This is a genomic window from Streptomyces sp. NPDC039462, assembly GCF_055639375.1.
This window is the reverse complement of the sequence record NZ_JBVKAO010000006.1, coordinates 233,097-252,714: the sequence shown is the minus strand read 5'-3', so window position 1 is coordinate 252,714 and position 19,618 is coordinate 233,097. Positions and strand designations below refer to the sequence as shown.

21 protein-coding genes are annotated in these 19,618 nt (G+C 73.8%); 8 read left to right on the top strand and 13 right to left on the bottom strand.

Features of this window, described 5'->3' with window-relative positions; genetic code table 11:
* Positions 1–30: 30 nt before the first annotated feature.
* A complete protein-coding gene (locus tag ACZ7LU_RS29505) occupies positions 31–762 on the bottom strand; it encodes a VIT1/CCC1 transporter family protein (RefSeq protein ID WP_398307306.1) in 732 nt (243 codons plus the stop codon).
* Between the two features lie 261 nt (positions 763–1,023).
* On the opposite strand from ACZ7LU_RS29505, the gene ACZ7LU_RS29500 reads away from it, so the two are divergent.
* Genes ACZ7LU_RS29500 through ACZ7LU_RS29470 form a run of 7 tightly spaced genes read left to right on the top strand, consistent with a single transcriptional unit; the run spans position 1,024 to position 8,777 of the window.
* A complete protein-coding gene (locus ACZ7LU_RS29500) occupies positions 1,024–2,028 on the top strand; it encodes an ADP-ribosylglycohydrolase family protein (RefSeq protein ID WP_471918473.1) in 1,005 nt (334 codons plus the stop codon).
* A complete protein-coding gene (locus tag ACZ7LU_RS29495; protein ID WP_471918472.1) occupies positions 2,028–3,344 on the top strand; it encodes an ADP-ribosylglycohydrolase family protein in 1,317 nt (438 codons plus the stop codon). The genes ACZ7LU_RS29500 and ACZ7LU_RS29495 overlap by 1 nt, the downstream gene beginning before the upstream one ends.
* Complete coding sequence (locus ACZ7LU_RS29490) at positions 3,328–4,503, top strand: ADP-ribosylglycohydrolase family protein (protein WP_471918605.1); 1,176 nt, start codon at positions 3,328–3,330, stop codon at positions 4,501–4,503. Before ACZ7LU_RS29495 ends, ACZ7LU_RS29490 begins: the two co-directional genes overlap by 17 nt.
* Positions 4,500–5,840 carry an ADP-ribosylglycohydrolase family protein gene (locus tag ACZ7LU_RS29485; protein WP_471918471.1) on the top strand — a complete coding sequence of 447 codons (1,341 nt, stop codon included), beginning with the start codon at positions 4,500–4,502 and terminating at the stop codon, positions 5,838–5,840. The genes ACZ7LU_RS29490 and ACZ7LU_RS29485 overlap by 4 nt, the downstream gene beginning before the upstream one ends.
* Positions 5,837–6,757 carry a ribokinase gene (gene rbsK, locus ACZ7LU_RS29480; protein WP_471918470.1) on the top strand — a complete coding sequence of 307 codons (921 nt, stop codon included), beginning with the start codon at positions 5,837–5,839 and terminating at the stop codon, positions 6,755–6,757. The genes ACZ7LU_RS29485 and rbsK overlap by 4 nt, the downstream gene beginning before the upstream one ends.
* Positions 6,754–7,941: a CaiB/BaiF CoA transferase family protein gene (locus ACZ7LU_RS29475; RefSeq protein ID WP_471918469.1), complete on the top strand. Its 1,188-nt coding sequence runs from the start codon at positions 6,754–6,756 to the stop codon at positions 7,939–7,941. The genes rbsK and ACZ7LU_RS29475 overlap by 4 nt, the downstream gene beginning before the upstream one ends.
* Positions 7,938–8,777, top strand: a complete 840-nt coding sequence (locus tag ACZ7LU_RS29470; RefSeq protein ID WP_471116075.1) for an HpcH/HpaI aldolase/citrate lyase family protein — start codon at positions 7,938–7,940, stop codon at positions 8,775–8,777. The genes ACZ7LU_RS29475 and ACZ7LU_RS29470 overlap by 4 nt, the downstream gene beginning before the upstream one ends.
* A 75-nt stretch (positions 8,778–8,852) precedes the next feature.
* Here the strand turns inward: ACZ7LU_RS29470 and lgt are convergent, their stop codons facing one another.
* The 11 genes from lgt to hisI all read right to left on the bottom strand — a co-directional run bounded on the left by lgt (position 8,853) and on the right by hisI (position 17,603).
* A complete protein-coding gene (gene lgt / locus ACZ7LU_RS29465; protein WP_398307293.1) occupies positions 8,853–9,812 on the bottom strand; it encodes a prolipoprotein diacylglyceryl transferase in 960 nt (319 codons plus the stop codon).
* Between the two features lie 88 nt (positions 9,813–9,900).
* A complete protein-coding gene (locus ACZ7LU_RS29460) occupies positions 9,901–10,680 on the bottom strand; it encodes a DsbA family protein (RefSeq protein WP_398307291.1) in 780 nt (259 codons plus the stop codon).
* Between the two features lie 63 nt (positions 10,681–10,743).
* Entirely contained in the window at positions 10,744–11,559 is an 816-nt protein-coding gene (gene trpA / locus ACZ7LU_RS29455; RefSeq protein WP_471918468.1) for a tryptophan synthase subunit alpha, read from the bottom strand.
* On the bottom strand, positions 11,556–12,842 hold the full coding sequence (gene trpB, locus ACZ7LU_RS29450) for a tryptophan synthase subunit beta (protein ID WP_398307287.1): 1,287 nt from the start codon (positions 12,840–12,842) through the stop codon (positions 11,556–11,558). The genes trpA and trpB overlap by 4 nt, the downstream gene beginning before the upstream one ends.
* 140 nt (positions 12,843–12,982) lie before the next feature.
* Entirely contained in the window at positions 12,983–13,129 is a 147-nt protein-coding gene (gene trpM / locus ACZ7LU_RS29445; RefSeq protein ID WP_398307285.1) for a tryptophan biosynthesis modulator TrpM, read from the bottom strand.
* Positions 13,130–13,138: 9 nt separating this feature from the next.
* On the bottom strand, positions 13,139–13,948 hold the full coding sequence (gene trpC, locus ACZ7LU_RS29440) for an indole-3-glycerol phosphate synthase TrpC (protein ID WP_398307283.1): 810 nt from the start codon (positions 13,946–13,948) through the stop codon (positions 13,139–13,141).
* A gap of 140 nt (positions 13,949–14,088) precedes the next feature.
* Positions 14,089–14,514 (bottom strand): DUF2752 domain-containing protein, encoded by a 426-nt coding sequence (locus ACZ7LU_RS29435; protein WP_471918467.1) that lies wholly within the window; start codon positions 14,512–14,514, stop codon positions 14,089–14,091.
* 148 nt (positions 14,515–14,662) lie between these two features.
* On the bottom strand, positions 14,663–14,887 hold the full coding sequence (locus ACZ7LU_RS29430; RefSeq protein ID WP_398307279.1) for an HGxxPAAW family protein: 225 nt from the start codon (positions 14,885–14,887) through the stop codon (positions 14,663–14,665).
* A gap of 132 nt (positions 14,888–15,019) precedes the next feature.
* Positions 15,020–15,667, bottom strand: coding sequence for a TIGR02234 family membrane protein (locus tag ACZ7LU_RS29425; protein ID WP_471145188.1), 648 nt, complete (start codon positions 15,665–15,667; stop codon positions 15,020–15,022).
* A gap of 7 nt (positions 15,668–15,674) precedes the next feature.
* On the bottom strand, positions 15,675–17,198 hold the full coding sequence (locus ACZ7LU_RS29420; protein ID WP_398307275.1) for an anthranilate synthase component I: 1,524 nt from the start codon (positions 17,196–17,198) through the stop codon (positions 15,675–15,677).
* 9 nt (positions 17,199–17,207) lie between these two features.
* Complete coding sequence (gene hisI / locus ACZ7LU_RS29415; protein WP_398307273.1) at positions 17,208–17,603, bottom strand: phosphoribosyl-AMP cyclohydrolase; 396 nt, start codon at positions 17,601–17,603, stop codon at positions 17,208–17,210.
* A gap of 82 nt (positions 17,604–17,685) precedes the next feature.
* Between hisI and ACZ7LU_RS29410 the strand changes: the two genes are divergently transcribed.
* Positions 17,686–18,321, top strand: coding sequence for a TIGR03085 family metal-binding protein (locus tag ACZ7LU_RS29410; RefSeq protein ID WP_398307271.1), 636 nt, complete (start codon positions 17,686–17,688; stop codon positions 18,319–18,321).
* Positions 18,322–18,367: 46 nt separating this feature from the next.
* Here ACZ7LU_RS29410 and ACZ7LU_RS29405 read toward each other — a convergent pair whose 3' ends face one another.
* Positions 18,368–19,615, bottom strand: a complete 1,248-nt coding sequence (locus ACZ7LU_RS29405; protein WP_471918466.1) for an MFS transporter — start codon at positions 19,613–19,615, stop codon at positions 18,368–18,370.
* Positions 19,616–19,618: the final 3 nt, after the last annotated feature.

The following is a 19,618-nucleotide window of genomic DNA, read 5'->3' as shown; positions in this document are numbered from 1 at the left end:
ATGCAAGGTCCCGTATAGACCTGCAGCGGCTCATCCTACGGCGGTACCGAACAAGCTGCCCAGGGCGTACGTCACACCGGCCGCCGCTCCACCGAGCGCGAGCTGCCGCAGACCGCTGAACCACCAGGACCTCGCGGTCACCTTGGCCACCACCGCGCCACAGGCGAAGAGCCCGATGAGCGCGAGCAGCAGGGCGGGCCACAGCACGGTGGCGCCGAGCAGATACGGCAGTACGGGGAGCAGGGCGCCCAGCGCGAAGGAGCCGAAGGACGACACCGCGGCGACGGCCGGCGAGGGCAGGTCGCCGGGGTCGATGCCGAGCTCCTCGCGGGCGTGGATCTCCAGGGCCTGCTCGGGGTCCTTGGAGAGCTGCCGGGCGACCTCGCGGGCCAGCTCGGGCTCGACGCCGCGCGACGCGTACAGCTCGGCGAGCTCCTTCTCCTCGTCCGCGGGGTGCTTGCGCAGCTCGCGCCGCTCCACGTCCAGCTCGGCCTCGACGAGCTCGCGCTGGGAGGCCACGGAGGTGTACTCACCGGCCGCCATGGAGAAGGCACCGGCGGCGAGCCCCGCCAGGCCGGTGATGACGATGGTCTCCCGCGAGACCGCGCCGCCCGCGACACCGGTCATCAGCGCGAGGTTGGAGACGAGTCCGTCCATCGCCCCGAAGACCGCCGGACGCAGCCAGCCACCGTTCACGTCGCGGTGGGTGTGGTTGTCGCGGTGCGCCTCGTGCAGCGTCGCCTCGGTCTCGATGATCGCCATGGTGGACCCCCTCTTTCGTGCGTGGACGATCTCGAAAGTACGCGCGAAAAAAATCTCTCGCCAGCAAGGAAGGCCGTACTTACCTGCGAAAACGCACCCTTCGAAGGCTCCTGCGGGAAGTCGGCGAAGGAGTGATCTGAGCCCGCACATGCTCGTGTGAGCACCCCGCGTGGCAGAGATGCACCAAGCAACCGCATCCAGCGGTTCACGCTCCGTCCGCGGTCCGCGCGCAGCCGGCGGCCCGCACAAGGGAGGCTCGGCATGGCGTCCACCGCATGCGTTCCCTCGGTCCCGGCGCCCGGCGACGCCGACGACCTCCGCGAGCGGGCGCGCGGCGCCCTGCTCGGCCTCGCGGTCGGCGACGCGCTCGGCGCCCCCGCCGAGAACATGAAGCCGTCCGAGATCCGCCGCCGCTGGGGCCGCATCACGGGTTACGTCGCCGAACACCCGGCCGGCACCGACGACACCGAGTACGCGATCTTCTCCGGGCTCCTGCTCGCCCGGCACGGCTCGGCACTGACGGTCGCCCACGTCGAGACGGCCTGGCACCAGTGGATCGCCGACCTCGACGAAGGCCCGTTCCGGGGCGCGGGCTTCAGCGAGCGCGGCACCCTGGAGAACCTGCGCAGGGGCCTCGCCGCCCCCATCTCCGCCCAGCACAGGCACGCGTGGAGCGACGGCCTCGCGATGCGGGCCGCGCCCTTCGGCGTCTTCGCGGCGGGCCGCCCGGACGAGGCGGCCCGCCTCGTCGCGATCGACGGCTCCGTCAGCCATGACGGCGAGGGCATCCACGGCGGCCGGGCGGTGGCGGCGGGCGTCGCGGCGGCCATGGCGGGAGCGCGCGTGGACGCCGTGGTGACGGCGGCTCTCTCCGTCATCCCGGACGACAGCTGGACGGCCCGCTCGCTGCGCCGCGCGGTGGCGGTCGCGCACCGCGGCGAGCGGGCGGTCCGTTCGGCGGTGGTCATCGGCGGCTACCCCTGGACGGACCTCGCGCCGGAAGCGGTCGGCCTCGCGTTCGGGGCGTACGCGGCGGCGCGCGGCGACTTCCGCTGCGCGGTGCTCACGGCGGTGAACATGGGCCGCGACGCCGACACGACGGCGGCGGTCGCGGGCGCGCTCGCGGGCGCGACGTGCGGCGCAGCGGCGATCCCCCAGCCCTGGTCCGCCGCGATCGTCCCGGCCCGCGGCACCTGCCTCCCTTCCATACGGGGCCACCACGTACTGGACGTGGCAGACCTGCTGACACCGAACGGGGAAACGTGATGAGTACCGTCCCCGCTGCGGGCAAGCCCGCCGCTCCCGCTGTGGGCAGGCGTTCCGCACGGCGATGGGGGTCCCCCCTGGTCGAGCGCAGCCGAGAGCTTGGGGGAGGGTGGGCACAGCCCCCGGTGCCGAGCGCCGATGACGGAGGCCCCAACCGAAGCGAGGCGCCCCCCGCCGAAGCGCTCCTGCTGGGCCTCGCGGCAGGCGACGCCGCAGGGTGGCCCGCCGCCAGACACCGCGCCGCGCGCATGCCGGAGTGGACACGAAGACTCACCCGCGAACTCGACACCTTCGCCGAGCAGAACGCCACGACCACCCTCCCCGTCCCCATCGCCCTGAACCAGTCCCCCGAACCCCTCCGCCTCGGCCCCTCGGACGACGCCGAATGGGCGGCCTTCACCGCCGAGTCCCTGCTCCGCGCCGCGGACGGCACCCTCAGCGCCGCCCTGAGCCCGGACCGCCGCGTCCGCGCAGCGCTCGACCTCTCCTGGAACACCCTCGCGGCCGAGATCGCCGCCGCCGCGGCCCGCGCCCCCGAGGTCGAGTCCGCGGTCCTCCCGCTGCGCGCCCGCATCTCCGTCCGCGCGGGCCTCGGCAACCTCGCCGCGGGCCTGCGCCCGCCCGCCACCGGCCACGACAACCCGCACTACTTCGACGACGCGGCCTGCGTACGCGCCTGCGTGCTGGCCCTTGTCCACCCCGGCGACCCCGAACGGGCCGCCGCGCTCGCGGAGTTCGACGCCCGCTACACCCAGGACGGCGACGGCACGCACGGCGCCCGCGCGATGGCCGCCGCGCTCTCCGCCGCGCTCGCGGGGGCCGACGTCGACGCCGCGGTGGAGTGCGCGCTCGACCAGCTCCCGGAGCACACGGAGATCGGCAGGAACGCCCGGCACGCCGTGAAGACGGCCCGCGCCCAGGCGGACGACGGCGCCTTCGCCCTCGTACCGCTCCTGGAGCACCAGATCGTCGACCACGTCTACAGCTACGGCATCGCCGCGGCCGAGACCGTGCCGGTCGCCCTCGCCCTGGCCACCGCCGCGCGCGGCCGCATCCGGGAGGCGGTACCCGCCGCCGCGTGCCTGTCGCGCGTCGCGGACTCGGCGCCCGCGCTCGCGGGGGCGCTCACCGGCGTCCTCGGCACGGCGGCCGCGATCCCCGGGGCCTGGCGGGACGCCTGCCGCACCCTCTCGGGCTGTGCGCTGCCCCGTCTCGCGGGCACCGACCTGGTGGAACTCGCCGGTCACCTGGCAGACACGGAACTGGCCACTCCAGGTGGACAATTCCGGCATGACGACCATGACGCCACGTCCTGAGACGCCACGAACCGAGCTGTCCCTGTCCGACCGCATCGCGGGCAGCCTCGTCGGAGCCGCGGTCGGCGACGCGCTCGGCGGGCCCGTCGAGGGGTACGCGCCCGAACAGATCACCGAGCGGCACGGGGGCCGCGTGCACGGCATCGTCGGCCCCTGGAACGGCGACGACTGGCGTACGGCCCGCCCCATCGCGCCGTACCACAAGGGCGACGGACACGTCACCGACGACACCCTCATGACGCACGCGCTCGTCCGCGTGTACGCGGCGGTCCGCGACCACCTCGACGCGTACGCCGTGGCCGACCACCTCGTCCCCGACCTGATGACGACCCCGCGCTGGATCCCCGAGCTGGAGGCCGACGCGCTCCCCCTGCACCGGATCTTCCTCGCCGAGAAGTGGCTCGTCGCCCGTCTCCACTACGGCCACGTCGACCCGCGCGAGGCCGGTGCGGGGAACATCGTCAACTGCGGCGCGGCGATGTACATGGCGCCGGTCGGCCTGGTCAACGCCGCGAACCCGCAGGCCGCGTACGCCGAGGCCATCGACATCGCGGGCGCCCACCAGTCCTCGTACGGCAGGGAGGCCGCGGGTGTCTTCGCGGCGGCCGTGGCGGCGGCCTGCGCGCCCGGCGCCACCGCGGACTCCGTGGTCGCAACCTGCCTGTCCCTGGCGAAGGACGGGACGCGCGCGGCGATCGAGGCGGTGGCCGAAGTCGCCGCGCAGCACCGGGACTTCGAGACGGCCCTGGCTCCGGTCCGGGCCGCCGTCGCCCCCTTCGACACGGTCGGCCCGGACTACCGCGCCCCGTCCCTGAGCGCCCGCCGCCCCTCCCGCCTGCACTCCGTCGAAGAGCTCCCCGTGGCCCTCGGCATGCTCCTGGTCGGCGAGGCCGACTACCGCCGCACCGTGCTCGGGTCGGTCAACTACGGCCGCGACTGCGACTCCATCGCGACGATGAGCGGCGCGATCGTCGGCGCGCTGCGCGGCGCGGAGGCGGTCCCCGCCGACTGGGCCAAGCGCGTCGCCGAGGCCAGCCGCCTCGACCTGCACGCCCCGGCGACCGTGCTCACGGCGGTGGCCGAGGAGGTCTTCGCCCGTGACGTACGCCGGCGCCGCGCCCACGAGTCCGCGTTCGCGGCCCTGACGGCCGACCGGTGATCCGCCTGACGTGGGTCCAGCCGGAGGACCTGATCGGCCACGAACTCCGCCAGGCGGAACAGGACGGCCGCGACATCACGGCGGTCCGCGCCCGCTGGCTCGCCGCAGGCGGCCACCTGCCCCCACCCCGCGCGGGCGCGTCCCCCTCCCCCGCCCCGCCTCACCTCCGCGCACTCGCGTACCAACTCCTCGACGAGCTGGACCGGTTGGCCCCGGCGGAGGCAGACGTGCCACGCCGAGCACCTGTCAGTGACGCTCCCGCCCCGGCCGACCTGCGGTCCCGCCTCCACGCCGCCTGGCTCGGCAGAGCCGCGGGCTGCCTCCTCGGCAAACCGGTGGAGAAACTCCCCCTGGAAGGCATCCGGAGCCTCGCCCGGGCAGCGGGCAACTGGCCCCTGCACACCTGGTTCACCGAACGGGGCGTGCCGCCCGGGCTCAGGGCGGCGTACCCCTGGAACAGGCGTTCCGCGCCGACCTCCCTCGCCGAGAACATCGACGGCATGCCCGAGGACGACGACCTCAACTACCCCCTCCTGAACCTGCTCCTCATCCAGCGCCACGGAAAGGACTTCACCACCGAGGACGTGGCACGGCTCTGGCTCGACGAGCTCCCCGCCGGCCGCACCTTCACCGCCGAGCGCGTCGCCTACCGCAACCTCCTCCAGGGCATCGAACCCCCGCACACCGCCACCCACCACAACCCGTTCCGCGAGTGGATCGGCGCCCTGATCCGGGCCGACATGCACGGCTGGACCAACCCCGGGGCCCCCGGCGCGGCCGCCGCACAGGCCCGCAGGGACGCGGCCCTGACCCACACGGCGAACGGCGTGCACGGCGCCGAGTTCGCGGCGGCCACGATCGCCGCGGCGGCGGGCGGCACCGCCGACGTCCACACCTGTCTGCGGGCCGGCCTGTCCGTCGTACCGGCCGATTCGCGCCTGGCCGAAGCCGTCCGCCATGCCGTTCAACTGGCGTACGACACACGGGAATTCGATGGCGTCGTCGACCACCTCCACGCGCGCTACGCCACCCACCACTGGGTCCACGTCATCCCCAACGCCGCGCTCCTCGCCGCCGCCCTCACCCACGCCGACGGCGACTTCACCGGCTCCATCACCCGTGCCGTCTCCGGCGGCTGGGACACCGACTCCAACGGCGCCACCGCCGGATCGGTCGCGGGCCTGCTCGCCGGCCACCCCGACGCGCTCCCCGACCGCTGGACGGCGCCCCTGAAGAACCGGCTCGCCACGTCCGTGGGCGACTTCGACGGCATCGGCTTCGACACCCTCGCAGACCTCACCACCGCACTCACCGCCCGGGAGGCACCCCGCCCATGAGCCCCACGCCCCACATCGCCGTTCTCGGCAGCGCCAACATGGATCTCGTCGCGTACGTCGCCGAGGCGCCGCGCCGCGGCGAGACCGTGACCGGCCGCGAGTTCCGCACCGCGCCCGGCGGCAAGGGCGCCAACCAGGCCGTCGCGGCGGCCCGCGCGGGCGCCACCGTCACCCTGATCGGCGCGGTCGGCACCGACGCCCACGGCAGCACGATCCGCTCCAGCCTGGAGCACTCCGGCGTCGACACGGACCTCCTGCGCACCGTCGAGACGCCCACCGGCACCGCGCACATCGTCGTCGACGACGAGGGCGGCAACGCGATCGTCGTGATCCCCGGCGCCAACGGCACCGTCACCGCCCTCGGCCCCGGCGACGAGAGCCTGATCGCCTCCGCCGACGCCCTGCTGCTCCAGTTGGAGGTGCCACTGGAAGGGGTCATCGCCGCCGCACGGGCCGCCCGGCGCCACGGCGTCCGCACCGTCCTCACCCCCGCCCCGGCCCAGCCCCTGCCTCCCGAACTCCTCGCCGCCATCGACCTGTTGCTGCCCAACGAACACGAGGCCGCCGCCCTCACCGGCATCGCCGACGACCCGCGGGCCGCCGCCGGGGCCCTGCTCTCCCAGGTGCCCGAGGTCGTCATCACCCTCGGCTCTCGCGGCAGCCTGTACGCGGCGCGCGGCACCGAACCGATCATCGTTCCCGCCCAGCAGGTCACCGCGGTCGACACCACCGGCGCGGGCGACACCTTCGCGGGCACCCTCGCCGTGGCGCTCGCCGAGGGCAACTCACCTCCCGACGCGCTCCGTTGGGCGACATCGGCGGCGGCGCTCGCCGTGCAGCGCCCGGGGGCCTCGTCGTCCATGCCGTACCGCAAGGAGATCGACAGGGCCGCCGGGCAGCCGGGTGCCGCGTCATGACCGCCCCCCTCACCGGCCTCCGCGTCCTCGACCTCGCCACCCTCTTCGCGGGCCCCCTCGCCGCCACGATGCTCGGCGACTTCGGCGCCGAGGTCATCAAGGTCGAGCACCCCTCGCGCCCCGACCCGTCCCGCGGCCACGGCCCGTCGAAGGACGGCGTCGGTCTGTGGTGGAAGCTGCTCGGCCGCAACAAGCGCACGATGACCCTCGACCTGTCGACGCCCGGCGGCCGCGAGACCCTGCTGCGCCTGGCCGCCACCGCCGACGTGATCGTCGAGAACTTCCGCCCCGGCACCCTGGAGAAGTGGGACCTGGGCTGGCCCGAGCTGCACGCCGCCAATCCGTGCCTGGTCCTGACCCGCGTCACCGGCTTCGGCCAGTTCGGGCCGTACTCCCGGCGCCCCGGCTTCGGCACGCTCGCCGAGGCGATGAGCGGCTTCGCCGCGATCACCGGGGAGCCGGAGGGGCCGCCGACCCTGCCGCCGTTCGGCCTCGCCGACTCGATCGCGGGCCTGGCGACGGCGTACGCGGTGATGACGGCCCTCGCGGCCCGCGACCGCACGGGCGAGGGCCAGGTCGTCGACATGGCGATCATCGAGCCGATCCTCACGGTCCTCGGCCCCCAGCCGCTCTGGTACGACCAGCTGGGCCACGTACAGCCCCGCACCGGCAACCGCTCCACGAACAACGCGCCACGCAACACCTACCGCACGGCGGACGGGAGTTGGGTCGCCGTCTCCACCTCCGCCCAGTCGATCGCGGAACGCCTGATGCGCCTGGTCGGCCGCCCCGACCTGATCGCGGAGCCGTGGTTCGCCACCGGCGCGGACCGGGCGCGCCACGCCGACGTCCTCGACGAGGCGGTCGGCGGCTGGATCGCCCGGCACACCCGCGCCGAGGTGATCGAGGCGTTCGAGAAGGCGGAGGCCGCGGTCGCTCCCATCCAGGACGTACGCGACGTCATGACCGATCCCCAGTACGCGGCCCTCTCCACGCTCACCACGGTCGACGACCCGGAACTCGGCCCGCTGCGCATGCAGAACATCCTCTTCCGCCTCTCCGCGACCCCCGGCGCGATCCACTGGGCGGGCCGCCCGCACGGCGCCGACACGGACGCCGTCCTGACCGAACTCGGCCTGACCGAACGGGAGATCACCACCCTGCGCAAGGAGGGCGCGCTGTGACCGTCCACTCCCCCCTGACCTGGCTGTACGTGCCCGGGGACCGGCCCGAGGTGGTCGCCAAGGCCCTGACCGCGGGCGCCGACGCGGTGATCGTCGACCTGGAGGACGCGGTCGCCCCCGACCGCAAGGAGTATGCGAGAGCGGCGACGGCCGAACTGCTCTCCGAGCCCCGGCCGTCCCCTGTCCCCGTCCACGTCCGCGTGAACGCCCTGGACGGCCCGCTCGCCGAGGTCGACCTCCGCGCCCTCGCCCCGCTCCCCGGCCTGGCAGGACTGCGCCTGCCCAAGGTCACCTCGCGCGCCGAGGTCATCCGCGTCGCCGAGCGCGCGGTGCCCGCCGACGGCGGCGCCCTCGCCCTCCACGCGCTCGTCGAGTCGGCGCTCGGCCTGGAGCACGCCTACGCCATCGCCACCGCGCACCCGGCCCTGCGCGGCATCTCCCTCGGCGAGGCCGACCTCCGCGCGGACCTGGGGATGCGCGAGGAGACGGGCCTCGACTGGGCGCGCTCCCGGGTGGTGGTGGCCGCGCGGGCGGCGGGCCTGGCGCCGCCCGCCCAGTCGGTCCACCCGGACATCCGTGACCTGGACGGGCTCGCCGCCTCCTGCGCCCGGGGCCGCGCCCTCGGCTTCCTCGGCCGCGCGGCGATCCACCCCCGTCAGCTCCCGGTCATCGAGCGGGCCTATCTCCCCACCCCGGAGGAGATCGAGCGGGCGGAGGAGATCACCAAGGCGGCCGCGACGGACGAGGGCGCCCTGGCGCTGCCGGACGGCCGCTTCGTGGACAAGGCGGTGGTGGAGGGCGCGCGGCGCGTCCTGGCGCTGGCCCACAGGGTGTGACCGCCCACGCGAAGGGCCGCCGGATCACCCGATCCGACGGCCCTTCACCATGCGTGCGCGTCCGAGGAGCGAGCCTCAGCTCTTCGGCTCGGCCGAGGACTTCGCCCCGTCGGCGGAGTCCTTCTCGCCCTCGGGCTTGCTCTCGGACTCCTTCTCGGCCTCGGCGTCCGTCTCGCCCTTGGTGAGCTTCACGGAGTCACCGCCGTCGACCGCGGGCTCGGCGCCCGGCTCGACGATCTCCTCGCGTCCGGGGCGGGTCTTCGCCGACACCACGAAGTAGACGACCGCCAGGAGGAAGACCACGATGGCGGTCCACACGTTCAGCCGGAGGCCGAGCACGTGGTGCGCGTCGTCGACCCGCATGTACTCGATCCAGCCGCGCCCGGCGCAGTACGAGGCGACGTACAGCGCGAACGCCCGGCCGTGTCCGAGCTTGAAGCGGCGGTCGGCCCAGATGACCAGGACGGCGACGCCGATGCACCACAGCGACTCGTACAGGAAGGTGGGGTGGTACGTGCCGGGGACCCGGCCGTCCTCGGCGGAGGTGATCTTCAGCGCCCAGGGCACGTCCGTGGGCTTGCCGTACAGCTCCTGGTTGAACCAGTTGCCCCAGCGGCCGATGGCCTGCGCGAGGGCGATGCCGGGGGCCAGCGCGTCGGCCCAGGCCGGCAGCGGGATGCCGCGGCGGCGGCAGCCGATCCAGGCGCCGACGGCACCGAGCGCGATCGCGCCCCAGATGCCGAGGCCGCCCTCCCAGATCTTGAAGGCGTCCACCCAGTCACGGCCGTCGCTGAAGTACAGCTGGTAGTCCGTGATCACGTGGTAGAGACGCCCGCCGACGAGGCCGAACGGCACGGCCCACACGGCGATGTCGGCCACGGTGCCTGACCGGCCCCCGCGAGCGATCCACCGCTTGTTGCCGAGCCAGACGGCTACGAAGACGCCGATGATGATGCAGAACGCGTAGCCGCGCAACGGGATGGGTCCTAGTTCGACCACACCGCGCGACGGACTGGGAATGAAGGCAAGGTCCATGACACGACCGACGCTATCGTGCCGGGCGTCGGGGGCGGCAACCGGTCCGGCTACGGGTGCATAACAGGAGGGCCGCCGCCCCCGGGCGTCACGAGCGGTTCGCCGCTTCCACCAGTTGCTTCAGCTTCTGGGGCGTCAGCGGCTTCTGCGGGTCCCCGAAGATGTCCTTGCCGTCGAGCTTCACGGTGGGGGTGCCGCGCAGCTTCGCGTCCTGGAAGGCCTTGTTGGACTTGTCGACCCAGCTGTCGTGCGTGCCGTCCTCGACGCACTTCTTGAAGGAGTCGGTCACCAGTCCGTCGACCTCACCGGCGAGCTCGATCAGCCTGCTGTTCTTGCCGAACGCGTCGTCGGGCTCCGGGGGCTGGTTCTTGAAGAGCACGTCGTGGTACGGGGTGAACTTGCCGGCGTCCTGGGCGCAGGCCGCGGCGTTGGCCGAGCGGCGGGAGCCGCTGCCTCCCATGTTCCCGTCGATGAGGGTGGCCAGGTGGTACTCCACCTTGAGCTGCCCCTTGTCGGCGAGCTCGTGGATCGTCGAGCGGAAGCCGTCCTCGAACTGCTTGCAGGCCGGGCAGCGGAAGTCCTCCCAGATGGTGAGGGTCGACTTGGCGCTGTCCTTGCCGACGGGGATCGTCGGCCCGTCCTTGTCGCCCGCGCCCTTGGGCGCGACCACCGGCCCCGCCGCGTCGCTCTTGTCGTCGCCGGCATTGGCGGCGAGCAGCCCCACCACGGCGGCGAGGCCGAGGACACCGACCACCGCGGCGCTCACGATCAGCGCCCTGCGCCGCTTGTCGCGGGCCTTCTGCCGCTCTCGCTCTGCCGCCATCCGCGCGCGGGCCGATCGCTTTTCCTCACGGTTCTTCTCGCTCACACCCCGCCAAACGAACCGGGGAGGCGCGAGCGCGCCTCCCCGGTCCAGGTCCACCCGTACGAGTTACGCCTTGCCGCGGACCCCGTCGGCGAGCTCACCGGCGAGGGCACGCACGGCGGCCAGGCCCGCGGCCTCGTCCGGCGCGTCGAGCATCCGCTGCACGAAGGCGGAGCCGACGATCACTCCGTCGGCGAAGCCCGCGACCTCGGCGGCCTGGCGGGCGTTGGAGACGCCGAGGCCGACGCAGACCGGCAGGTCCGTGGTGGCCTTGGTGCGCCGCACCAGGTCCTGCGCCTGCTCGCCGACGGACTCGCGGGTGCCGGTGACACCCATCAGCGAGGCCGCGTAGACGAAGCCGGAGCCCGCCGCGGTGATCGTGGCGAGCCGCTCGTCCTTGCTGCTCGGCGCGACGACGAAGACCGTCGCCAGGTCGTGCTTCGCGGCGTGCTCCCGCCACAGCGCCGACTCCTGGACGGGCAGGTCGGGCAGGATGCAGCCCGCGCCGCCCGCCTCGGCGAGCTCGGCCGTGAAGCGCTCCACGCCGTAGCGGTCGATCGGGTTCCAGTACGTCATGACGAGGACCGGCCTGCCGGTCGCCTCGTGGGCCTCGCGGACGGTGCGCATGACGTCGCGGATCTTGAGGCCGCCGCGCAGCGCGATGTCGTCGGCGGTCTGGATGACCGGGCCGTCGAGCACCGGGTCGGAGTGCGGCAGGCCGACCTCGACGACGTCCGCGCCGCCCTCGAAGACCGCCTTGACGGCCGCGATGCCGCCGTCGACGGTGGGGAAGCCCGCGGGCAGGTAGGCGATGAGGGCGGACCGGCCCTCGGCCTTCGCGGCCGCGAGGGTCTCGTCCAGCAGTTTGACGTTGCCGCTCACTTGGCGTCCCCCTCGATCTCCGCGCCGGTGCCGGCCTCGTCGGCCTCGACGGCGGCGTCCGTGTCGTACAGGCCGAAGTAGCGTGCGGCCGTGTCCATGTCCTTGTCGCCGCGCCCGGAGAGGTTGACGACGATCAGCCCGTCCCTGCCGAGCTCCTTGCCGACCTCCAGGGCCCCGGCGAGCGCGTGGGCGCTCTCGATGGCGGGGATGATGCCCTCGGTCCTGGAGAGCAGCCGCAGGGCCTGCATGGCCGCGTCGTCGGTGACCGCGCGGTACTCGCCGCGGCCGCTGTCCTTGAGATAGGCGTGCTCGGGGCCGATGCCGGGGTAGTCCAGGCCCGCCGAGATCGAGTAGGGCTCGGTGATCTGGCCCTCCTCGTCCTGGAGGACGTAGGAGCGGGAGCCGTGCAGGATGCCCGGCTCGCCCGCGGTCAGGGTGGCCGCGTGCTCGCCGGTCTCGATGCCGTGTCCCGCGGGCTCGCAGCCGATGAGGCGCACGTCCGCGTCCGGGATGAAGGCGTGGAAGAGGCCGATGGCGTTGGAGCCGCCGCCGACGCAGGCGACGGCCGCGTCGGGCAGGCGCCCGGCGCGCTCCAGGATCTGGCGGCGGGCCTCGACGCCGATGACGCGGTGGAAGTCGCGGACCATGGCGGGGAAGGGGTGCGGTCCCGCGACGGTCCCGAAGAGGTAGTGGGTCCTGTCCACGTTGGCCACCCAGTCGCGGAACGCTTCGTTGATGGCGTCCTTCAGGGTGCGGCTGCCGGACTTCACGGCGACGACCTCGGCGCCGAGCATCCGCATGCGGGCCACGTTCAGGGCCTGGCGCTCGGTGTCGATCTCACCCATGTAGATCGTGCATTCGAGGCCGAAGAGCGCGCAGGCGGTGGCCGTGGCGACGCCGTGCTGTCCCGCGCCGGTCTCGGCGATGACGCGGGTCTTGCCCATGCGCTTGGTGAGCAGGGCCTGCCCGAGCACGTTGTTGATCTTGTGCGAGCCGGTGTGGTTCAGGTCCTCGCGCTTGAGGAAGACGCGGGCGCCGCCGGCGTGTTCGGCGAAGCGGGGCACCTCGGTGAGGCTGCTGGGCCGCCCTGTGTAGTTGACGAGCAGGTCGTCGAGCTCGCGGGCGAACTCCGGGTCGCTCTTCGCCTTGTCGTACTCGACGGCGACCTCGTCCACGGCGGCGACGAGGGCCTCCGGGATGAATTTCCCGCCGAAGGCGCCGAAGTACCCTTCGGCGCTGGGGATGTGACCCTCCGGGTCGGGGATGAAGTACTCGCTGGGCATGGCTGGATCCTTGTCAAGAACGGCGATGACAACGGGTGCTGGCGCGCCCCGTCAGGGGCGCGGGGAACTGCGCGACAAGCCCACGACGGGCCGCGGTCGCGACGAAACCCTGGCCGGCAACGGCGCGAGGGCTCTTCAGCTCAGGCGCCGCCCTGCCATCGCATCCCAGGAATCTGCCCCGGCTCCGAGCCGATGTGATACCGCACGCGCCTGCCCCGCACGCGGCGTGCGGGAGCCCGGCAGCCGCGGGGGCGGCAGCCGGGTGCGAGGCGGGCGGAGATCGGCATGGGGAGGAGTCAGCTCCGCCCGTGCCGGAGCGCCGGGTGCGTGCCCGCGGCGACCAGGTCGGAGACCGCGCCCTTCGGGTCGCGGCCGGTCACCAGGGACTCGCCCACGAGCACCGCGTCGGCGCCCGCGTTGGCGAAGGCGATCAGGTCGTGCGGTCCGCGCACACCGGACTCGGCGATCTTGACGACGCTGTCCGGCAGCTCGGGGGCGACCCGCTCGAAGGTGGAGCGGTCGACCTTGAGGGTCTTGAGGTCGCGGTTGTTGACGCCGATGACCCGCGCGCCCGCGTCCACGGCACGCTCCGCCTCGTCCTCGTCGTGCACCTCGACGATCGGCGTGAGGCCGATCGATTCGGCACGCTCGATCAGGGACTCCAGGGCGGGCTGCTCCAGGGCGGCCACGATCAGGAGCGCGAGGTCGGCGCCGTACGCCCGGGCCTCCCACAGCTGGTACGAGGTGACGATGAAGTCCTTGCGGAGCACCGGGATGTCGACCTTGGCGCGGACGGCCTCCAGGTCGGCAAGCGAGCCGCCGAAGCGGCGCTCCTCGGTGAGCACGGAGATGACGGCCGCGCCGCCCGCCTCGTAGTCGGCGGCGAGACCCGCCGGGTCGGCGATCGCGGCGAGCGCGCCCTTGGAGGGGCTGGAGCGCTTCACCTCGCAGATGACCTTGACGCCGTCGCCGCGCAGGGCCGCCGCGCCGTCCTTGGCCGCGGGAGCCTTGGCCGCACGCTCCTTGAGCTCGTCGAGGCTGACGCGTGCCTGCCGCTCCGCGAGGTCGGCACGGACTCCGTCGATGATCTCGTCGAGCACACTCACGCGAGCGGCCCCCTTCCCTGACGGTTGAGCTGACGTTCAAGCTGGTCACTGCGATGGTATCCGCAGGAGGGCGAAGGCCTCGCATCCGGTTGACAGGCGTCCCACGACCTGGACACGCACCACCCGTCCGGCCTGCACTTTCAGGGATGCAGCCAGGACCCGAACGGCAGATTCCGTACGACGGTGAAGAGCGCCACCAGGACGCCGACGCCCCACAGCTGCAGCGGCCCCGGCTCGATCCGCACGGGCCGCCCGCGCACCGTCCTGACCACCCACACGGTCCACACCACGGCGAAGAGGACGTATCCGGCGACGGCCAGCGCGTTGGCGCCGAGGGCCGCAGCGAGGTCACCGTGGACGAAGGCGTGGGCGCTGCGCAGGCCGCCGCAGCCGGGGCAGTAGATGCCGGTGAGGCGCAGCAGCGGGCAGGCGGGGTAGTGGCCGGGTTCGTTCGGGTCGACGGCGCCGACGTACGCGAAGGCGGCGGCGACGGAGGCGAGCACGCCGGCCGGCACGAGCAGGCGGGTCAGGACGGCGGGCGCGGCGCTTCCGGGTTCGGCGGTCACCCGTGCATTCTGCCGCGTGCCCGGGTGCGGCGCCCGGTCGCCCGGCCGGGGTGTCCGGGCCCGGACATGCGAAAGAGGCGGTTCCGGCACCTGCCGGACCGCCTCTTCTCGTACAGCTCGTACAGCTCGTATGCCCCGTACGGCGAGGTCAGCTCTTGGCGCCCGCGGCCTGGCGGTGCGGACGCTTCTGCGAGCCCAGGCCCATGAGGTGCATGACGCCGCCCACGAGGCCGCCGATCGCGATGATGGCCATGCCGGCCCAGAAGCCGGGCACGTTGGCCATCACCATGAAGGCGCCCGCGACGCAGAAACCGACGAAGGCGATGATGGAACCGGTCCAGGCGGCCGGGGTGTGTCCGTGGCCTGTCGCCATGAAAATGCTCCTTGTTGCTGTGTGCGCGGTGGTGGCTGCGGCGCCCACCGCGCGGCGGACGCTCGCTGACATTGTCCCGTACCCGCGCGTATGCCCCGAGCGCGGGGGGTCATGTTCGGTGGGAGCGGTGGCTCACGTTCCGCGGGTGGGGTCCTCGCCGCGGTCGAGGGCCTTCCACAGCTCCTCGGGGCGCTCGGGGTCCGCGACGCGGCGCGTCTTGCGGGGGCTCGGCGAGCCGTCGCGTTCGTAGCGTCCGGACATCGCGGGCCAGGAACGGCCGTACGTGAGGGCGAGGAGCCCGGCGAGCAGGATGAAGACGCCCGCGGCGGCCGCGGCGTACGGCCAGCCGGTGTGGCTCAGGTCGCCGATGGTGGCGGCGGCGTCACCGGAGGCCGTGGCGGCCTTCTCGTCGAGCGCGTCCTTGTCGTCGGCGCCGAGCAGGGCGGCGGCGACGATGCCGCCGCCGCTGAGCGTGAGCAGCAGGGAGACGAGGAAGCGTCCGGCGCGGCGGACCGCGAAGACCGCGACGAGCGCGGCGAGGCCCACTATGGCGAGGGCCGCGGGCACGCCGGTGACGTCGCTGCCCTTGGCGGTCAGCGGCAGCTCGCCGCCGGCCACCGACGCGGTGCCGTGGGCCCAGTCCTGGCGGGAGGCGAGCAGGGCGAGGGCCGCGCCGACGGCGCCGAGCAGCAGCGCGGCGGCGATGCTGCGCCGGCTGCTGCGCTGGGCGCGGCTCTCGGACGCGGCCTCGGTACGGGGCGGAGGTACGGCAGAAGTCACCCGTCCACTATCCCTCACGGCTCGAACGGTCGTGCAGCCGGTTCGCCGTGTGGATGGCGCGCAGCACGGCGGCGGCCTTGTTCCGGCACTCGGTGTCCTCGGCGACGGGGTCGGAGTCGGCGACGACCCCGGCTCCGGCCTGCACGTATGCCGTGCCGTCGCGGAGGAGGGCGGTGCGGATGGCGATGGCGGTGTCGGAGTCGCCCGCGAAGTCGAGGTAGCCGACGCAGCCGCCGTACAGGCCGCGCCGGGACGGTTCGAGCTCGTCGATGATCTGCATCGCGCGGGGCTTGGGGGCGCCGGAGAGGGTGCCCGCCGGGAAGCAGGCGGTGAGGACGTCGAAGGCGGTGCGGCCCCCGGCGACCTGTCCGGTGACCGTCGACACGATGTGCATGACGTGGGAGTACTTCTCGATGGACATGAAGTCGACGACCTCGACGGAGCCCGGTTCGCAGACCCGGCCCAGGTCGTTGCGGCCCAGGTCGACGAGCATCAGGTGCTCGGCGCGCTCCTTGGGGTCGGCGAGCAGTTCGTCGGCGAGGGCCTGGTCCTCCTGCGGGGTGGCGCCGCGGTGCCGGGTCCCGGCGATGGGGTGGACCATGGCGCGCCCGTCCTCGACCTTGACGAGAGCCTCGGGCGAGGAGCCGACCACGTCGAACGCCTCCCCGTCCCCGTGGGGGAACCGGAAGAGGTACATGTACGGCGACGGGTTGGTGGCGCGCAGCACGCGGTAGACGTCCAGCGCCGTCGCGGTGCAGGGGGTCTCGAAGCGCTGCGAGGGCACGACCTGGAAGGCCTCGCCGGCCCGGATGCGTTCCTTGATGTCCTCGACGGCTTCCTGGTACTGCTCGCCGCCCCACAGGGCGGTGTACTCGGGGAGCTCGGAGGGCGGCAGGGCGGCCGGGGGCTGGGAGACCGGCCGGGAGAGGTCGGCCTCCATGGCGTCGAGGCGGGCGACCGCGTCGGCGTACGCCTCGTCGACCCCGGTCTCCAGGTCGTTGTGGTTGATCGCGTTGGCGATCAGCAGGACCGAGCCGTCCCAGTGGTCGAGGACGGCGAGGTCGCTGGTGAGGAGCATGGTCAGCTCGGGCAGGTTCAGGTCGTCGCGGTCGCCGGGGCCGATCTTCTCCAGGCGGCGCACGATGTCGTAGCCGAGGTAGCCGACCATGCCGCCGGTGAAGGGCGGCAGGCCGTGGGCGCTGACGACGTCGCGCGGGGTGTGCAGTATCCCGATGGTGGCGCGCAGCGCGGCGAGCGGGTCGCCGGAGGTGGGCACGCCGACGGGCGGGGTGCCGAGCCAGTGGGCCTCGCCGTCGCGGACGGTGAGGGCGGCGGCGCTGCGGACGCCGACGAAGGAGTAGCGGGACCACGACCGGCCGTTCTCCGCGGATTCGAGGAGGAACGTGCCGGGGCGTTCGGCGGCGAGCTTGCGGTAGAGCCCGACAGGGGTGTCGCCGTCCGCGAGGAGCTTGCGGCTGACGGGGATGACGCGGCGGTCGGTCGCGAGCTTGCGGAAGGTCTCGAGGTCCATGGCAGGACCCTACTGACCGGGCGCGGGCGCGCCGGGCACGGGAAGCACGGGCAGCACGTCGGTGTCGAAGCAGGTGCGGGTGCCGGTGTGGCAGGCCGCGCCGACCTGGTCGACCTGGACGAGGACGGTGTCCGCGTCGCAGTCGAGCGCCACCTCCTTGACGTACTGGAAGTGGCCGGACGTGTCGCCCTTGACCCAGTACTCCTGGCGGCTGCGCGACCAGTAGGTGCAGCGCCCGGTGGTGAGGGTGCGGTGCAGCGCCTCGTCGTCCATCCAGCCGAGCATCAGCACCTCACCGGTGTCGTACTGCTGGGCGATGGCGGGGACGAGGCCGTCGGCGCTGCGCCTGAGGCGCGCGGCGATCTCCGGGTCGAGGCTGCTGCTGGGCGGGGGCACGCTGGTCATGGGCCCATTGTGCCGCCCTTCCCGGCCCCTTCGGCCGGGCGTCCACTGTGCGGACCGGTGGCGCGGTCGTAGGCTGGCTGGTATGTCGACCCATGCGAAGCGTGAACGACTTCTTCTCGCCGACCTGTTGGAGGCGGAGGGGCCCGAGGCGGCCACTCTGTGCGAGGGCTGGAAGACCCGTGACCTCGCGGCCCACGTGGTGGTGCGCGAGCGCCGCGCGGACGCGGCGGGCGGGCTGCTGATCAAGCAGCTGGCCGGGCGCCTGGAGCGGGTGCAGGCCGAGTTCGCCGCGAAGCCGTACGAGGAGCTGATCCAGCTCATCCGGACGGGTCCGCCGCGTTTCTCGCCCTTCGCCCTGAAGCAGGTGGACGAGGCGTCGAACGCCGTCGAGTTCTACATCCACACCGAGGACGTGCGCCGCGCGCAGCCCGACTGGACGCCGCGCGAGCTCGACCCGGTCTTCCAGGACGCCCTGTGGTCCCGTCTTGAACGCACGGCCCGCCTGGTGGGCCGCAAGTCACCGGTGGGCCTGGTCCTGCGCCGCCCGGACGGCCGGACGGCGGTGGCGCACCGGGGCGTGCCGGTGGTGACGGTGACCGGTGAGCCGTCCGAGCTGCTGCTGTTCGCGTACGGCAGGCAGGAGGTCGCCGACGTCGGTCTCGACGGCGACAAGGAGGCGATCGCCACGCTGCACGAATCGAAGCAGCTGGGCCTTTGAGCGGTGCTGTTCGGCTGAATGGTGCTGTTCGGCTGAACAGCACTGCTCAGCGCGGGAGTTCGGCGCGGCGCAGGGAGCGGGCGCAGAGGCCGATGACGCCTCCGGCCGCACTCAGCGCCGCGCTCGCGGCGAACACGGGTCCGGCGCCCCAGGCGCCGATCGCCGCGCCCGCGACGGGGTAGCTCAGCGGGGCGACGCCCACGGTGAAGAACGTGAACACGGACGTGACGCGGCCCAGGTAGGCGGGGTCCGTCACCGTCTGGACCAGGGTGCCGATGACAGCGCCGCCGAGGCCGGTGAGCAGGCCGACGCAGAGCCCGGCCGCCGTCGCGGTCACGACGGAGGGGACGAAGGCGATCGCGCCCAGGGCGACCGAGCCGCCGATCACCGCCCAGGACAGGACGAGCCCCGCGCGCGGGACGCGGCCGCGCACGGCGATGAGGAGGGCGGCGCACCCGGCGCCGACGCCGAACCCGGCGAGCATCCAGCCCTGGCCGGTGGCGCCCCAGCCGCGCTCCTCGGCGAGCAGGACGAGCCCGATGTTGGCGGGCCCGGTGAAGCCCAGTTCCACGACCGCGGCCGTGACGACCAGCGGGGCGAGGACGCGGTGCCCGCGGATGTAGCGCAGACCGTCCACGAGCTGACGCCGGGCCGGTTCCGCGCGCCCCGCCGCCTCGTCCGGTGCGAGGTCCCGGACGCGTACGGCGAGGAGCAGCACGAGCGACACGGCGAACAGCGCCCCCGCCGCGCCGAACCCCGCCACCGGCCCGCCCGCCGCCACCGCGAGCCCGCCCAGCGGCGCCCCGGCCACGGTGGCGACGCGCTGTGCGAGCCCCCGCATGCCCTGCACGCGGCCCAGCTGGCCCGGCGCGGTGATGCGCGGGGGCAGCGCGCCGACGCTCGGCAGGAAGAGGGCGTCGACCGCGCCGAAGACGAGGGCGAGGGCCGCGAGCGGCCAGATCCCGGGCGTGGCCACCAGGAGCAGCACGGTCACCGCGAGGATCACCGCACAGCGCACCGCGTCGCTGCCGATGACGACGCGGCGCGGTCCGAAGCGGTCGGCGACGACTCCCCCGCCCAGCATGAGCGCGGCGCGCGGGACGGCCCCGACGGCGAGCACGAGGCCCGCCTGTGCGGGGCTTCCGCTGCGGGTGGCGGCCCAGGACAGCGCGAGGAAGTAGATGCTGTCGCCGACCATCGAGGCGGTGTAGGCGCTCAGCCAGCGCAGGACGTTGCCGTCGCGGTGGGCGGGGCGCTCGGTGACGGGGGGCGCGGTTATCGCGGCGGTGGTCACGGG

Excerpts from the sequence above, each read along its gene's own strand:
- ACZ7LU_RS29505 (WP_398307306.1), bottom strand. The coding sequence starts at position 762 with ATGGCGATCATCGAGACCGAGGCGACGCTGCACGAGGCGCACCGCGAC.
- ACZ7LU_RS29500 (WP_471918473.1), top strand. The coding sequence starts at position 1,024 with ATGGCGTCCACCGCATGCGTTCCCTCGGTCCCGGCGCCCGGCGACGCC.
- ACZ7LU_RS29495 (WP_471918472.1), top strand. The coding sequence starts at position 2,028 with ATGAGTACCGTCCCCGCTGCGGGCAAGCCCGCCGCTCCCGCTGTGGGC.
- ACZ7LU_RS29490 (WP_471918605.1), top strand. The coding sequence starts at position 3,328 with ATGACGCCACGTCCTGAGACGCCACGAACCGAGCTGTCCCTGTCCGAC.
- rbsK (WP_471918470.1), top strand. The coding sequence starts at position 5,837 with ATGAGCCCCACGCCCCACATCGCCGTTCTCGGCAGCGCCAACATGGAT.
- ACZ7LU_RS29475 (WP_471918469.1), top strand. The coding sequence starts at position 6,754 with ATGACCGCCCCCCTCACCGGCCTCCGCGTCCTCGACCTCGCCACCCTC.
- lgt (WP_398307293.1), bottom strand. The coding sequence starts at position 9,812 with ATGGACCTTGCCTTCATTCCCAGTCCGTCGCGCGGTGTGGTCGAACTA.
- trpB (WP_398307287.1), bottom strand. The coding sequence starts at position 12,842 with ATGCCCAGCGAGTACTTCATCCCCGACCCGGAGGGTCACATCCCCAGC.
- trpM (WP_398307285.1), bottom strand. The coding sequence starts at position 13,129 with ATGCCGATCTCCGCCCGCCTCGCACCCGGCTGCCGCCCCCGCGGCTGC.
- ACZ7LU_RS29430 (WP_398307279.1), bottom strand. The coding sequence starts at position 14,887 with ATGGCGACAGGCCACGGACACACCCCGGCCGCCTGGACCGGTTCCATC.
- ACZ7LU_RS29420 (WP_398307275.1), bottom strand. The coding sequence starts at position 17,198 with ATGGACCTCGAGACCTTCCGCAAGCTCGCGACCGACCGCCGCGTCATC.
- hisI (WP_398307273.1), bottom strand. The coding sequence starts at position 17,603 with ATGACCAGCGTGCCCCCGCCCAGCAGCAGCCTCGACCCGGAGATCGCC.
- ACZ7LU_RS29410 (WP_398307271.1), top strand. The coding sequence starts at position 17,686 with ATGTCGACCCATGCGAAGCGTGAACGACTTCTTCTCGCCGACCTGTTG.